At 74.7% G+C, this 14,048-nt stretch carries 10 protein-coding genes and 2 tRNA genes; 8 read left to right on the top strand and 4 right to left on the bottom strand.

Annotated elements, in window-relative coordinates:
• The first annotated feature begins 2 nt into the window (after positions 1–2).
• The 3 genes from HCK00_RS02875 to HCK00_RS02865 all read left to right on the top strand — a co-directional run bounded on the left by HCK00_RS02875 (position 3) and on the right by HCK00_RS02865 (position 3,238).
• Positions 3–2,069, top strand: coding sequence for a SpoIIE family protein phosphatase (locus HCK00_RS02875; RefSeq protein WP_168100128.1), 2,067 nt, complete (start codon positions 3–5; stop codon positions 2,067–2,069).
• Positions 2,070–2,437: 368 nt separating this feature from the next.
• A complete protein-coding gene (locus HCK00_RS02870) occupies positions 2,438–2,908 on the top strand; it encodes a universal stress protein (protein ID WP_311765137.1) in 471 nt (156 codons plus the stop codon).
• Positions 2,909–3,067: 159 nt separating this feature from the next.
• Positions 3,068–3,238 carry a hydrophobic protein gene (locus HCK00_RS02865; RefSeq protein ID WP_168100126.1) on the top strand — a complete coding sequence of 57 codons (171 nt, stop codon included), beginning with the start codon at positions 3,068–3,070 and terminating at the stop codon, positions 3,236–3,238.
• A 609-nt stretch (positions 3,239–3,847) separates the two neighbouring features.
• Here HCK00_RS02865 and HCK00_RS02860 read toward each other — a convergent pair.
• The gene (locus HCK00_RS02860; RefSeq protein ID WP_240965182.1) at positions 3,848–4,729 is read right to left on the bottom strand and encodes a SigB/SigF/SigG family RNA polymerase sigma factor; all 882 of its coding nucleotides are present in this window, start codon (positions 4,727–4,729) and stop codon (positions 3,848–3,850) included.
• A gap of 178 nt (positions 4,730–4,907) precedes the next feature.
• Here HCK00_RS02860 and HCK00_RS02855 point away from each other — a divergent pair, with 178 nt between their 5' ends.
• Positions 4,908–5,555 (top strand): hypothetical protein, encoded by a 648-nt coding sequence (locus tag HCK00_RS02855; RefSeq protein WP_168100124.1) that lies wholly within the window; start codon positions 4,908–4,910, stop codon positions 5,553–5,555.
• Positions 5,556–5,829: 274 nt separating this feature from the next.
• On the opposite strand, the gene HCK00_RS02850 is transcribed toward HCK00_RS02855, so the two are convergent.
• The 3 genes from HCK00_RS02850 to HCK00_RS02835 all read right to left on the bottom strand — a co-directional run bounded on the left by HCK00_RS02850 (position 5,830) and on the right by HCK00_RS02835 (position 7,433).
• Complete coding sequence (locus tag HCK00_RS02850; RefSeq protein WP_168100123.1) at positions 5,830–6,576, bottom strand: endonuclease; 747 nt, start codon at positions 6,574–6,576, stop codon at positions 5,830–5,832.
• Between the two features lie 523 nt (positions 6,577–7,099).
• Positions 7,100–7,173: transfer RNA gene (locus HCK00_RS02840), tRNA-Ile, on the bottom strand.
• 187 nt (positions 7,174–7,360) lie between these two features.
• Positions 7,361–7,433: transfer RNA gene (locus tag HCK00_RS02835), tRNA-Asn, on the bottom strand.
• A gap of 162 nt (positions 7,434–7,595) precedes the next feature.
• Here HCK00_RS02835 and HCK00_RS02830 point away from each other — a divergent pair.
• From HCK00_RS02830 to HCK00_RS02815, 4 genes are all read left to right on the top strand, one after another.
• Positions 7,596–7,892 carry a YtxH domain-containing protein gene (locus tag HCK00_RS02830; protein ID WP_168100122.1) on the top strand — a complete coding sequence of 99 codons (297 nt, stop codon included), beginning with the start codon at positions 7,596–7,598 and terminating at the stop codon, positions 7,890–7,892.
• Positions 7,893–8,213: 321 nt separating this feature from the next.
• Entirely contained in the window at positions 8,214–9,698 is a 1,485-nt protein-coding gene (locus HCK00_RS02825) for an FGGY family carbohydrate kinase (RefSeq protein ID WP_168100121.1), read from the top strand.
• 517 nt (positions 9,699–10,215) lie between these two features.
• Complete coding sequence (locus tag HCK00_RS02820) at positions 10,216–11,967, top strand: ABC transporter ATP-binding protein (RefSeq protein WP_168100120.1); 1,752 nt, start codon at positions 10,216–10,218, stop codon at positions 11,965–11,967.
• Between the two features lie 41 nt (positions 11,968–12,008).
• On the top strand, positions 12,009–13,988 hold the full coding sequence (locus HCK00_RS02815) for an ABC transporter ATP-binding protein (RefSeq protein WP_168100379.1): 1,980 nt from the start codon (positions 12,009–12,011) through the stop codon (positions 13,986–13,988).
• Positions 13,989–14,048: the final 60 nt, after the last annotated feature.

Raw genomic sequence — 14,048 nt, 5'->3', positions numbered from 1 at the left:
CCATGCCCCCGGACCGGCCGCGGGTCCTCCTCGTCGGTGTGCTGCCCGGCGTGGTGGCCTCCCTCCAGAGCGCCCTCGGGCCGGGCGCCGACGTGCTGTTCGTCGAGCCCGGGCAGCTGGCGGAGCACACCCAGGGCGTGCCCGGTGAGCGCCGCCCCACCCTCGTCGTGCTCGGGCGGGAGCTGTCCCTGCCCACCGGCCTGGTGCACACGGTGCGCCCGCACCCGGAGGACCTGGTCGTCCTCGTCGTCACCGGTCCGGAGGCCGGCCACGGCCTCGCGACCCTGCCGCTGCTGTTCTCCGCCGACCAGGTGCGCCGGGTCCCCGCGGGACAGGCGGACCGGGTGCCGGAACTCGCCCGTGACATGCTCATCGCCCTCGGCCGGCGTCGCAGTTACGCCGCCGCGCGGAGCGCCGCGCAGCACCGGCTCAGCGCGGGCCGGACGATCAACCGTCAACTCGGCGACCAGCTCTTCGGCGAGTTCCTCACCCAGGCGCCGGTCGGCGCGCTGATGCTGGACGCCTCCGGCGCGCTCGCCGCCTGGAACAACCGGGCCGCCGGCATCCTCGGCCTGACGGACCCGGGCTCGCTCGGCCAGGCACTGACCGCCCTCTTCCCGGCGGAGGTCCGCCCGGAGCTGGAGAGACATCTCGCCACCGCCGGCGGGGGCCGGGCCGGGGAGCCGGAGACGGTCTTCGAACGGGCCCGCTCCGACGGCACCGGGCAGGCGCTGCGGCTGGCGCCCCAGCAGGTGCTCGACGGTGACGGGCAGGAACGCCTGCTGCTGCTCGTGGAGGACGTCACCGACCGGCTGCGGGCCCAGCACCAGCTGGCCGAACGCACCGGGCACGCCCTGCTCAGCGCGGAGGTGGCGGCGGCGATGACCGCCCCCGGCCCGATGGAGGAACGCCTGGGGCGGTGCGTGCGCGCCGCGGCGGACCGGCTCGCCGCCGTCTTCGCCTGTGTCTGGGTGGTCCGCGCGCCCGGCGACCGGCCGGAGCACCTCGTCTGCGCCGAGGACCCGGCCGAGGAGGGCGGGGTGCCCGGCCACGTCCGGGTGCGGGAGGCGCTGATGGAGCGCGTCACCACCGGGCGGCGCCCGGTGACCGAACGGATTCCCGGGTCGGTGCCCGGTGAGGCCGACACGATCTGCGTCGGCCTGCCGCTGGTGGCCGGCGGCGAGCTGCTCGGCGCCCTCGCCGTGTCCGCCGTCGGCCGGCTCTCGTACGAGGCCCGCGCCGCACTGGAGGGCATCGCCGACCAGATAGCCGTCGGGATCCGACAGGACCGCCTGGTCGAGCGGTTGCGCGCCTCGACCCGGGCGCTCGAACGCCCGCTGCTGCCGCCGCACCTGCCCACCCTGCCCGGCTTCGACCTCGCCGCCCGTTACCGGCCGCACGGCAGCGGGCAGCACATCGGCGGGGACTTCTACGACGCGTTCACCGCCGCCGACGGCCGTCACGTGCTCGTCCTGGGGGACGTGTGCGGCAAGGGCCCGGCCGCGGCCGCCATCACCGGGCTCGTCCGGCACACCTTGTGGGCGGCGGCCCAGACCAGCCTCGACGCGGGGCACGTCCTGGGGCTCGTCGACCGCGCCCTCCGCCGCCAGAACACGCCGTTCTGCACCCTCGCCTACGTGGTCCTGGAGCCCGGTCCCGCGCCGGTCCGGATGCGGCTCGCCTCCGCGGGGCACCCCGCGCCGCTGCTCCGCCGCGCGGACGGCAGCACCGAACCGCTCGACGTGCGGGGACCGCTGCTGGGCGCGCTCCCCGAGGTACGCCACCCGGTGACGGAGGCGGAGCTGCTGCCGGGGGACACGCTCGTCCTCTACACCGACGGCTTCACCGAGGGCGGGGGCTCGTACCGCCAGCGGGAACCGGAGGACCTGGCCGCCGTCGTCGCCGGGCAGCCCCTGGCGCCGGACGTCCCGGAACCGGCCGACCGTCTCGCCGGGGCCCTCGTCGCCGACGCCCATGACTGGTGGGACGGGGACCTCCGGGACGACCTCGCCGTGCTGGCCCTCTCGGCGCTGCCCCCCGGTGCCCCCGGGACCGCCACGGAGCGGTGAGAGGGACGGGGCGCGCCGGACGCGGGGCACATGCCACGGCCGCCGGCGGGTGCCACGGCGCGTGACGCGGTGGCCGGCCGGCGCGTGACACGCGGTGGCCGCCGCGGAAGGGCGGGCGTGGCGCGGAGGTGATTCTCCGGCGCCACCGGGGTGACAGCCTTCCGCTCCACCGGGGACGGCCGGGACCGCCGCGGGCACGGGGGCATGACCGGCGGGAAGAGGGTCATACAGAGCAGGACGGACGTAATGACCCCAGCCGACGGGAGGCAGCGGTGACGGATCCGGCGGAGAACCGGGACAACCCGCGCAAGCATGACAGGCAGGACAGCCAGGCCGGGCAGGCCGGGCAGGCCGGGCAGGCCGGCCGGATCGTGGTCGGCGTGGACGGCTCGGAGCCGTCCCGGGAGGCCCTGCGATGGGCCGCGCGCCAGGCGGAGTTGACCGGCGCCTCGGTGGACGCGGTCATGTCCTGGGAGTGGCCCGGCTATGCCACCTGGGGCGGGATGCTGCCGCCCGCCGCGCCGACGGACGGCGCGCTGGAGGAGGCGGCGCAGCAGACCCTGCTGACCGCGGTGGAGGAGACCCTGGGCAAGGAACCACCGGTCCGCGTCCGGGCGCTGACCCAGCCGGGCAGCCCCGTGCAGGTGCTGCTGGAGGCGGCCCGGGGTGCCTCGCTGCTGGTGGTGGGCAGCCGTGGCCTGGGCGGGTTCCGGGGCGCCCTGCTCGGGTCGGTGAGCCAGCACGTCACCCACCACGCGCCGTGCAGCGTCGTCGTGGTGCGGGCGCCTTCCGGCGCGGGCGGCGCCACGGGGGCCGGCGAGGAGACCGGGGAGCGGTGACCGGGGGCCGGTGACCGCTCCGGCGGGGGCGCCGACCGGCCGGGGCGGCGCCACCTGCGGGCAACCTCACCAAGTGCCCCAGGTGGCGGAGAACTAACGAGGAATCAATGGTGTTCCCGTGAAATCCATGGGCACAAGCTTCCATGGAGGTTGATAAAAATGGTTCCCCTTCTTCTGGTTCTTCTTCTGGCCCTGATTCTCTTCGGTGCGGGATTCGCCGTCGATCTGCTGTGGTGGCTCGCGGTCATCGTGCTCGTTCTCTGGATCGTCGGCTTCTTCGTGCGGCCCGCGGGTGCGGGCGGAAAGCGAGGCCGCTGGTACCGCTGGTAGAGCGGCTGAATTTCCCGCACACCGGGCGAGACCCGCATCACCACAACCGCATACCGTCTGTACGCCTGTGGGGCCGACCGGAGATCCGGCCGGCCCCGCAGGCGTTCCGGGCGCGACCGGCCCCCGGGCCCCGGCCGGGCGGGACGCGCCCAGGCCGGGGGTACGGGCCGGCCGGCCGGAGGGCGGACCGTCCGGGCCGGCGGCGGGTCCACGCCCGGCGAGCACCGCGCCGGTCCCGCCGTGCCACCCCATCTTTCCGGCCACTCGGAGCGCGTACATCCCTCACACCCATTCCCCGCACACCGGTGGCCGTCCCCCGTGCCGCCCCGCTTCCGGGTTTTCCCGGGCGGCTCTCCGGCCCAGCCGGAAAACGCCCCGGAATACCCCCCTCGCCATGGCATCGGGGCATCTTTGACACCTCAACCGGGAGAGATCCCGGCGGCAGCGGGCGGCCCCGGATCCTGAAATCGCCCCGCACGGAGGGGGACGCGCCGGTGATTTCGCGTCAGGGGCCGGAGCGCCGTACGGGCGCAGAGAAAACCGCGGTGACCGGAGGATTTCCGGTCACCGCGGTTTCGGGGCCTGGGTGCGGGCCGCAGCTCCCGTGGCTCAGGCGGGGAGCAGGCCGGCGCGCAGCTCCTTGAGGGTGCGGGACAGCAGCCGGGAGACGTGCATCTGCGAGATGCCGAGCTTGGCGCCGATCTCGGACTGCGTCATCTCCTGGCCGAAGCGCAGCTCCAGGATGGTGCGGTCCCGCTCGCCGAGCCGATCCAGCAGCGGCTTGAGCGCGTGCAGGTTCTCGATCGTCTCCAGGGCGGGGTCCACGTCGCCGAGGAGGTCGGCGAGGGTGTTGCCACGGTTGCTCTCGCCGCCGTCCTCGACCGGCATGTCGAGGGAGCCGGCCGCGTAGCCGTTGCTCGCCACGATGCCCTCGAGCACTTCCTCCACCGTGCGGTTGAGGTGCCGGGCCAGCTCCTCGGGCGTCGGCGAGCGGTCCAGCCGCTGCGACATCTCGTCGTTGGCCTTGGCCAGCTCGATCCGCAGCTCCTGCAACCGGCGCGGGACGTGCACCGACCAGCTCGTGTCGCGGAAGAATCGCTTGATCTCACCGACGATGTAGGGGACGGCGAAGGTGGTGAACTCCACCTCGCGGCTCAGGTCGAAGCGGTCGATCGCCTTGATCAGGCCGATGGTGCCGACCTGGACGATGTCCTCCATCTCGTCGGCGCGGTTGCGGAAGCGGCGGGCCGCGAACCGGACGAGGGAAAGGTTCAGCTCGATCAGGGAGTTACGCGCGTACTGGTATTCGTGGGTCCCCTCTTCCAGCTCGCAGAGCCGGTCGAAGAAGAGCTTGGAGAGCTCCCGGGCGTCCTGCGGCGCCACCTTGGTCGGGTCCTCGATCCAGGGCAGCTCACCCACGGTCGGCGCGGCCCCGAGGTCGGACTCGATCTCGGAGACGTCCGTCGAGACCGTGCTTGCCGTGGTGTTCATCGTGGCCTCCATGCGCTGGTCGTACTCGTCTCGTCGGGGTTGAAAGAGCGCCTACCCCCGGCCCTCCCTCCTACACACGCGCTCGTCTGCCCCGGTCCCCCGACGGTATGCCACCCGATCGTGGAGAAGTTGCGGCGGGCGTGCGTTTGTCGCTCTGTGTAGCGGTTAAGCGGAGTCCATGGCTGACAACACCAACAACGCCGGTAAGGCGAACAACAAGGACGTACCCAACCAGAACAGCAAGAAGGCGAACGCCAACGGCAGTGGCGGCGGACAGGGCTCGTCCACCACGACCACGGCGGCGCGGACGACGGACAAGGCCGGCGCGGCGGCCCGGAACGGCGCGTCGGGCGCGAAGACCGCGGCCACCAGCACGCAGCAGGCCGGCAAGGCCGCCGCGGACGGCGCCGGGAAGGCGACCGACAAGACGGCGGACAAGGCCGGCGACGCGGCGGGCAGGCTCTCGTCCGGTGCCGACGGCATGGTGAAGGCCGCGACCCCGGCCGCCAAGGCCGCCGCGGCGAAGGCGTCCGCGGCCGGTACGGCCGTCGGCTCCGCGGCCACCCGTACGGCGCAGGTCGCGGCCGAGCGGGCGGCGTCCACCGGGCGCACCGTCGCCGGGGCCTCGAAGTCCGCCTCCAAGAAGGCGGTCGCGGTGGCCGGTACGGCGTGGCTCGCGGTCAAGGCCCGCAAGCTGGTCGCCGCGGGCGCGGCCGGAGCCGGCGCTGCGGTGGTCGCCGGTACCGGTGTGCTCGTCGCCCGGCGGCGGGCGGCCCGCCGGCGCGGTCCGCTCGCCCGGCTGACGGGTGGCCGGCTGGGTGCCTGAGCCCGGCCGCCCGATCCGCCGATCACCGCCGGCGGGAGCCGGCCCCGGTCCACCGGGCACGGGGCCGGCTCAGTCGCGTACCTCCATCCCCCTCGCGGCGTTTCCGGCGCTCCGCCCTACATCACCAGCACCGCCCGGAGGGCCACCGCACCGCGCAAGGCGGCGCCGTCCGTGATGAACGGCCGGGTCCGGAAACCGACCGGCCACTGATCACGGACGGTGACCGCCGCCCGAGGGGGTCAGCGAGGGAGCCTCCGGGGAAAAGTGACGCAGGTCACGTTTTCCTGCGGGCATCGGCGGCTTCCAGCACCCTCTCCGTGGCGGCCTTGTCGAGCGCGACCCGGACCAGCCCGGCGGCGAGCCGCGGCAGGTCCTCCTCCGCCACCAGCTCCGCCAGCCGGCCCTCCGCCTCCGGCAGCCCGAGCCGCGCCGCGCCGTCCAGCGCCTTGCCGTCGATGCTGGGCCGGGCCTCGGGCCAGACGCCCTGCACCTCGCGGAGGAAGATGGCCGCCCCCGTCGGGCCGACACCCGGCGCCTCCATCAGCAGTTCCTTCTCGACGGCCGCGCCGTCCCTGCCCCCCGACCGCCGCAGCGCGGTGTCGCGCAGCCGCCGCAGGTCTCCCCCGTACTTCTCCAGCAGCAGTTCCGCGCCGGCGCCGAGCTGGGTGGCGGTCCGCTCGTCGTAGCGCCGGTAGTGGCCCTTCCCCAGCGCGTCCACCCGCTGCTGCCAGGTCGCGTCCGCCATCCGCCGCGGGTTCCGCATCCCGTCGCCGAAGAGGGCGCGGGCCGCGTCCACGGCGATGTCCGCCTTGATGCGCGCCGACAGCAGATGGGCCAGGACGAGGAGCTGGTAGAGCGGTTGCGGCGCGTCCTTCAGCCGGACGCCCGACTGGGCCGCGTAGGTCTCGCCCTCCTCGTCGAGCAGGGCGCGGACCACGGCCCGCTCCCGCGCGCCGCCCCGGCTTCCCGTCGTCCGCGTCCGCGCCCGGCGCCCCTGGCCGGCCCGTGCACCACTGGTCATGTCCGGTTCACCACCGCTCCGCGTCGTCGCCGCCCCGGGGGACGGACGAACGTGTGCCACCGTCCGCCGCCGGCAGCCCACGCCCCTGGGCATCCGCCGGCGGCTGAGCGCCGGGTGCCCACGGCGCGGCCCCTCACGCCTGCGCGCCCTGAGCCGCGACGCGGAGCGGCGTGGGTGGGGATCTCGTTCACATTCGATGCCTACCAGGACTCCGGCTCCTGGCCGGGAACGACCGCACGATGACCGGGCGCATCGACAAGCTGATCGGCGACCGGCCCGTGTACCAGCCGACGGATGATCAGTTGATCATCGTCCAGGCCCGGTACCACTCCTGACACGACTCCATGACGCCAATCGGGCGATGTACGTCATCTCAGCCGGGACGCAAGGGAAACCCGATCCGGCCCCTCGGCGCTCCCGGGATCTTGGCCTGAACGGATGAACGAAGGCCGCCGCCCCCGAGTGGCGCCCCCCGTTCCGGCGTTCTCGCAGGTAGAAACGGTTCGCTGGGGGAGCCTTGAGGTGGGGCGGGTGGGACTCGAACCCACGACCGACGGATTATGAGTCCGCTGCTCTAACCGGCTGAGCTACCGCCCCTCACGGCGCGTCGCGCACATCTGTGCGCGCCGTCTGCCGCAGCATAGCCGCTCATACGATCTGCTGCCCGTACGGGCCGTGCTGTGCTGCCTGTGAGGACGATCTCTCCCGTCCGGCGGTTCCAGCGCTCCGACCGAAGCTCCGACCGAACATGAAAAAGGCCCCTGACCGGGGCCTTCGGTGAATGCTCCCCCGACTGGACTCGAACCAGTAACCTGCCGGTTAACAGCCGGCTGCTCTGCCAATTGAGCTACAGGGGACTGCTCTGCTCGGTCCCGCCCGCCCGGTCTCCCTGGGGTGGTCCCTCGCTGCGAGCAATACATTAGCGCATGCCACGGGGTGCTCCGAAATCCGTTCCCGCATCAGGGACCGGCGCCGGGGCAGGCGCCCAGTACGCATCGAGGAACAGGGAAGGTGGAGGCATGCGGTACCGGCTCACGTTCATGACCGGAGTGGCCGTCGGCTACGTCCTCGGCTCCCGGGCCGGCCGGGAGCGCTACGAACAACTGCGCTCCCTGGTGCGGCAGGCGGCGCAGAATCCCGCCGTCCGCAACGCCGCCGAAACCGCCGCGCAGAGCGGGCGGGAGGCCGCCTCCAAGGCGGCGGTCACCGTCGACAGCAGGTTCGGCGACCGGCTGCCGGGTCCGGTCTCGGAGCGCGTGCGCTCCCTCCGGGGCCGCGGGAGCGGGGCGCCGGCGGAGGACGGCTGGGGCACCTGACGCCGCGCCCCGACATGCCGCTGCCGCCCCGACGGGTCCGTCCCGCCGGGGCGGCAGCGGCATGTCGGGGCGCCGCCCGTCCCCCTCTCCCCGCCCTCGCCGCCCCGCCCGCCACGGCTGCCCCTCTCACCTGCCCCACCTGACCCACCCGGCCCGCCTCCCCGGCCGGCCGGTCCGTCCGCCCGGCGACGGGCCGGTGCCGGTCCGGCGCCCGTCCCGTGGGGCCCGGCCGGACGGCCCGCCCCGGCGGGGCCCGAGGGGGCGCGCCCTATGCCCGGGCGCGGCGGGCGGGGGCGGGACCGTAGGGCATCATCTGAAGCCATGGGGATCGTCGCCGGGTTGGACAGTTCGTCGGACTACACGCGTATCGTCGTCTGCGACACCGGCACCGGTGCCGTGATCAGGCGAGGAGCCGCGCCGCACCCGGTCGACGCCCACAGCCCGGAGAGCGGGCGGCGCGTCGAGATCGACCCGCAGTCCTGGCTGATGTCGCTGGGCGACGCGGCCGTCGGCGGGGTGCTGGAGGGCGTCCAGGCGATCGGGGTCTCCGCCCAGCAGCACACCCTGCTCACGCTGGACGCCGCCGGTGAGCCCGTACGGCCCGCGCTGCTGGGCAGCGACCGGCGGGCCCAGGCGGCGGCCGCCGACCTGGTGGACGCGCTGGGCGGCCGCACGGCGTGGGCGGAGGCCGTCGGCGCCGTGCCGGAGGCCGCGCAGCCGGTGGCCAAGCTGCGCTGGCTGGCGCGGAACGAACCGGAGTCCGCGGCGCGGACCGCCGCGGTGCTCCAGCCGCACGACTGGCTGGTGTGGCAGTTGCTGGGCCGCCCGCCGCGCAGGACCACCGACCGCGGCGGCGCCTCGGGCACCGGCTACTGGTCGGCCGCCACCGGCGCGTACCGGCCGGACCTGGTGGAGCTGGCCCTCGGGCACGGGGCCGACCTGCCGGACGTGGTGGGCCCGGCCGAGCCGGCCGGCTACACCCCCGAGGGCCTGCTGATCTCCGCGGGGACGGGCGAGACGATGGCCGCCGCGCTGGGCCTGGGCGTCGGTCCCGGGGACGTGGTGATGTCGCTCGGCGCCTCCGGGTCGCTCTTCGCGGTGCACGGGGAGGCCCTGGTGGACCCCACCGGGACGATCACCTCGTTCGCCGACGCGACCGGCCGCCATCTGCCGGTGGTGCACGTCTCCAACGCGGTGCGCGCGCTGCGCGGGGCCGCGGAGCTGCTCGGCACCGATCTGGCGGGGCTGTCCCGGCTCGCGCTCAACTCGACGCCCGGCGCGCACGGGCTGGTACTCCTGCCCTATCTGGAGGGCGAGCGGACGCCGCACCTGCCGCACACCGCGGGCACCCTGTCCGGGCTGCGGCGGGAGAGCATGAAACCCGAGCACCTGGCCCGCGCCGCGTTCGAGGGGATGCTCTGCGGACTCGCCGACGCCCTCGACGTGCTGCGCGCCCGGGGGGTCCAGGCCCAGCGGGTCTTCCTGCTCGGCCCGGCGGCCGCGCTGCCCGCCGTGCAGAGCGTCGCCCCGGCGCTGCTGGGCACCCAGGTGGTGATCCCCCAGCCGGCGGAGTACGCGGCGCTCGGCGCGGCCCGGCAGGCGGCGTGGGCGCTGGGCACGGCGCAGGGCGCGCTGTCCCCGCAGGAGCCGCCGCCCTGGCAGACCGTCCCGGCCGAGGCGTTCGGCCCCGGCGACGACCTGGCGGTGGGGCAGGCAGTGCGCCAGCAGTACGCGGCGGTACGGGAACAGACGTACCCGGGGGCGCTGGGGGCGCTCACCCCGCATGTGCCGGCGCCCTCGTACTGACCGGTGGCGCCGAACCGGCCCGTGGGCTCGCCCGCGCGCGGGACCGGTGCCCGCGTCCTGCACGGGTTCCCGGCCGTCCGGTGCCTCCCGCGCGTCCTCCGGCGGACCGGCCGGGGTCCGCGGGCGGGCGGTGGGCCGCTCACCCGGCGCGGCGGCGCGTGCGGGAGCGGGGCCGGGGATCGGTGTGGGCGGCGGGGATGAGGGCCGCCGGCGGGAGCCGTCCCTGCCGGCTCCCGGGCGGTGGGGCCGGATTCGCCGGCGGGTGCCCTCCCTGGGGAAGACGCCTCCGGACCCATGCCGGGTTGCCTCCGTACGCCCAGCGCGTAAGCGCAGGGGATTTACCAGGTCTTGGAGGTTTCGCCGCCCCGGATGACCGAGGATGGCGCCGCGCGTCCCTGTGCGTGGCCCCCGGCCCGAGAGCACCCGGCCGCGTCCGGTCCCGGACCCGACCCGTCCGATCCGCCGTCCCTCCGTACGCCCCGTGAAGGCCCCTGCCCGACCGACCCCTGGACTCCCCGTGCTGCTGCGACTGGTGCGCTCCCGCCTCGCCCCCTACCGGCGCTCCGTCCTCCTCCTCGTGCTGCTGCAATTCCTTCAGACGCTCGCCGCGCTGTGGCTGCCGGCGCTCAACGCGGACATCATCGACAACGGTGTCGTCCCGGGCGACACCGGCCGCATCCTCCGCACCGGCGGGATCATGCTCGCGGTGGCGCTCGCCCAGGCGGGCTGTGCCATCGGCGCCGTCGGGCTCGCCGCGCGGACGGCCATGGCCGTGGGGCGGGACGTCCGGGCGGCCGTGTTCGACCAGGTGCAGCGTTTCTCCGCGCGCGAACTCGGCCACTTCGGGGCACCTTCCCTGATCACCCGGACGACCAACGACGTCCAGCAGGTGCAGATGGTGGTGCTCCTGGCGTTCACGCTGATGGTCACCGCGCCGATCATGGGCGTGGGCGGGGTGGTGATGGCGCTCGGGCAGGACGTGGAGCTGGCCGGGCTGCTGCTGGCCGTCGTCCCGGTGCTCGCGGTCACGGTGACGCTCGTCGTACGGCGGCTGCGCCCGCTGTTCCGGGCGATGCAGGGGCGGCTGGACACCGTGAACCGGGTGCTGCGGGAGCAGATCACCGGGATCCGCGTGGTCCGCGCCTTCGTCAAGGACGGCCACGAGCGGCGGCGCTTCGCGGAGGCCAACACGGCGCTGACGGACGTGTCGCTGAGCGCGGGCCGGCTGCTGGCACTGATGTTCCCGCTGGTGATGACGGTGGTGAACGTGGCCTCGGTGGCGGTGCTGTGGTTCGGCGCGCACCGGATCGACGACGGTGGCATGGAGATCGGCGCCCTCACCGCGTTCCTCGCCTATCTGATGCAGATCCTGATGTCCGTGATGATGGCCACCTTCATGTTCATGATGGTGCCGCGCGCGGAGGTCTGCGCCGAGCGGATCCAGGAGGTGCTGGACACCGAGCCGGGCGTCGCGCCGCCCGCCGACCCGGTGCGGGTGCTGGACCGCGGCGCCGTGCTGGAGCTGCGCGGCGCCGGGTTCAGCTACCCGGGCGCGGAGGAGCCGGTGCTCCGCGACATCCGGCTCACCGCCCGCCCCGGGGAGACCACCGCGGTGATCGGGCCCACCGGCAGCGGCAAGAGCACGCTGCTCCATCTGATACCCCGGCTGATCGACGCCACGGCGGGCGAGGTCCGCGTCGGCGGGGTGGACGTGGCCCGGCTGGACCCGGCGCTGCTGGCCGAGCGGGTCGGGCTGGTGCCGCAGAAGCCGTACCTCTTCTCCGGCACGGTGGCCTCCAATCTCCGCTACGGCAACCCGGACGCCACCGACGAGGAGCTCTGGCACGCCCTGGAGGTCGCCCAGGCGCGGGAGTTCGTGGAGCGGATGGACGGCGGGACGGAGGGCGGCTCGGGGCTGGAAGCGCCGATCGCGCAGGGCGGTTCGAACGTCTCCGGCGGGCAGCGGCAGCGGCTGGCCATCGCCCGGGCGCTGGTGCGGCGCCCGGAGATCTACCTCTTCGACGACTCCTTCTCCGCGCTGGACTACGCCACGGACGCGGCGCTGCGGGCCGCACTGGCCCGGGAGACGGCCGGCGCGACCGTGCTCGTCGTCGCCCAGCGGGTGGCGACGATCCGGGACGCGGACCGCATCGTCGTCCTCGACGAGGGCCGGGTGGCCGGCGCCGGGACGCACCGCGAACTCATGGCGGAGAACGCCACCTACCGGGAGATCGTGCTCTCCCAGCTCACCGAGGAGGAGGCCGCATGACGACCTCACGTGTCCCGGCCCCGCGCCGCGGCCCGACACCGCTGCCCGGGCCTGCCGGGCGGATGATGGGCGGCCCCGTCGAACGTTCCCTGGACTTCCGCGGCTCGGCGCGGCGGCTGCTGCGCCGGATGCGGCCGGAGCGGGCCGTGCTCTGCGCGGTGCTGGCGGCGACCGCGGTGTGCGTCGCCCTCTCGGTGATCGGCCCGCTCTTCCTGGGCCGCGCCACCGACCTGATCTTCGCGGGGGTCGTCGGGCGGCAGACGCCGGCGGGCGTCTCCCAGGAGGAGGTGGTGGAGAACGCGCGGCGCTCGGGGGAGGGCACGGTGGCCGACGTGCTCTCCACCGTGGACTTCACCCCCGGCCGGGGCATCGACTTCGGCGCGGTCGGCGCGGTGCTGCTGACGGCGCTCGCCGTCTACGCGGCGGCCGGGCTGTTCCTCCTGCTCGCGGGGAGGCTGTCGGCACTCGCCGTGAACCGCACGGTGTGGCGGCTGCGGGCGGACGTGCAGGGCAAGCTGTCCCGGCTGCCGCTGGCGTACTTCGACGGGCAGCCGCGCGGCGAGGTCCTGAGCCGGGCCACCAACGACATCGACAACGTCGGGCAGACGCTCCAGCAGACCATGGGCCAGCTCGTCAACGCGCTGCTGACGGTGATCGGGGTGCTGGCGATGATGTTCTGGGTGTCGCCGCTGCTGGCACTGGTCGCGCTGGTCACCGTGCCGCTGTCGGCGGTGGTGGCGACGGCCGTCGGCAAGCGGGCGCAGCCACAGTTCGTCGCCCAGTGGCGGAGCACCGGCACGCTCAACGCGCACATCGAGGAGATGTACACCGGGCACTCCCTGGTGAAGGTGTTCGGGCGGCAGGAGGAGTCGGCGGCGGCGTTCCGGGAGCACAACGAGGCGCTGTACCGCGCGGGGACGCGGGCCCAGTTCCTCAGCGGGACCATGCAGCCCGCGATGATGCTCATCGGCAATCTCACCTATGTGCTGGTGGCCGTGGCCGGTGGGCTGCGGGTGGCCTCGGGGGCGCTGTCCATCGGGGACGTGCAGGCCTTCATCCAGTACTCGCGCCAGTTCAGCCAGCCGCTGTCGCAGGTGGCGAGCATGGCGAACCTGCTCCAGTCCGGGGTCGCCTCCGCCGAGCGGGTGTTCGAGCTGCTGGACACGGAGGAGCAGGAGCCGGACCGGCCCTCCCCCGCCGCCACCGCCTCCCCCGCCGCCACCGCCACGGCCTCCGCCGGCGGCCGGGCCGGGGAGCGGCCGGAGCGCGGCCGGGTGGTGCTGGAGCACGTCTCCTTCCGCTACCGGCCGGAGGTCCCGCTGATCGAGGACCTGTCGCTGTCGGTGGCGCCCGGGCAGACCGTCGCCATCGTGGGGCCGACCGGCGCGGGCAAGACCACGCTGGTCAACCTGTTGATGCGGTTCTACGAGGTGACGGGCGGCCGGATCACCGTGGACGGGGCGGACGCCGCGGCGCTGCCGCGCGAGGAGCTGCGGTCGCGGATCGGGATGGTGCTCCAGGACACCTGGCTGTTCGGCGGCACCATCGCGGAGAACATCGCCTACGGGGCGGCCGACCCGGCCTCCGTGGAGCGGGAGCGGATCGAGGAGGCGGCCCGCGCGGCGCACGCCGACCGCTTCGTCCGCACCCTCCCCGACGGCTACGACACCGTCATCGACGACGAGGGGACCGGCGTCAGCGCGGGCGAGAAGCAGCTCCTCACCATCGCGCGGGCCTTCCTCGCCGACCCGGCGATCCTGGTGCTGGACGAGGCGACCAGTTCCGTCGACACCCGCACCGAGGTGCTGATCCAGCACGCGATGGCCGGGCTCAGCCGGGGGCGGACCAGCTTCGTCATCGCCCACCGGCTCTCCACCGTCCGGGACGCCGACGTGATCCTGGTGATGGAGTCGGGGGCCATCGTCGAGCAGGGCACACACGAGGAGCTGCTGTCGGCGGGCGGCGCCTACGCCCGGCTGTACGCGGCGCAGTTCGCCGAGGCGGTGGCCGAGGTGGACTGAGCGGGGACCGCGGCGGCGCGGGCCGGGCGGATCCCGGCGGGACGGGGTGAGCGGCGGCCG

This window comes from Streptomyces zingiberis (genome assembly GCF_012034935.1).
In the GTDB taxonomy this organism is placed as follows: domain Bacteria; phylum Actinomycetota; class Actinomycetes; order Streptomycetales; family Streptomycetaceae; genus Streptomyces; species Streptomyces zingiberis.
Note: the sequence above shows the minus strand (reverse complement) of the source record. Positions and strands in the feature narration are given on the sequence as shown.

Excerpts from the sequence above, each read along its gene's own strand:
- HCK00_RS02875 (WP_168100128.1), top strand. The coding sequence starts at position 3 with ATGCCCCCGGACCGGCCGCGGGTCCTCCTCGTCGGTGTGCTGCCCGGC.
- HCK00_RS02865 (WP_168100126.1), top strand. The coding sequence starts at position 3,068 with ATGGTTCCCCTTCTTCTGGTTCTTCTTCTGGCCCTGATTCTCTTCGGT.
- HCK00_RS02860 (WP_240965182.1), bottom strand. The coding sequence starts at position 4,729 with ATGAACACCACGGCAAGCACGGTCTCGACGGACGTCTCCGAGATCGAG.
- HCK00_RS02855 (WP_168100124.1), top strand. The coding sequence starts at position 4,908 with ATGGCTGACAACACCAACAACGCCGGTAAGGCGAACAACAAGGACGTA.
- HCK00_RS02850 (WP_168100123.1), bottom strand. The coding sequence starts at position 6,576 with ATGACCAGTGGTGCACGGGCCGGCCAGGGGCGCCGGGCGCGGACGCGG.
- HCK00_RS02830 (WP_168100122.1), top strand. The coding sequence starts at position 7,596 with ATGCGGTACCGGCTCACGTTCATGACCGGAGTGGCCGTCGGCTACGTC.
- HCK00_RS02825 (WP_168100121.1), top strand. The coding sequence starts at position 8,214 with ATGGGGATCGTCGCCGGGTTGGACAGTTCGTCGGACTACACGCGTATC.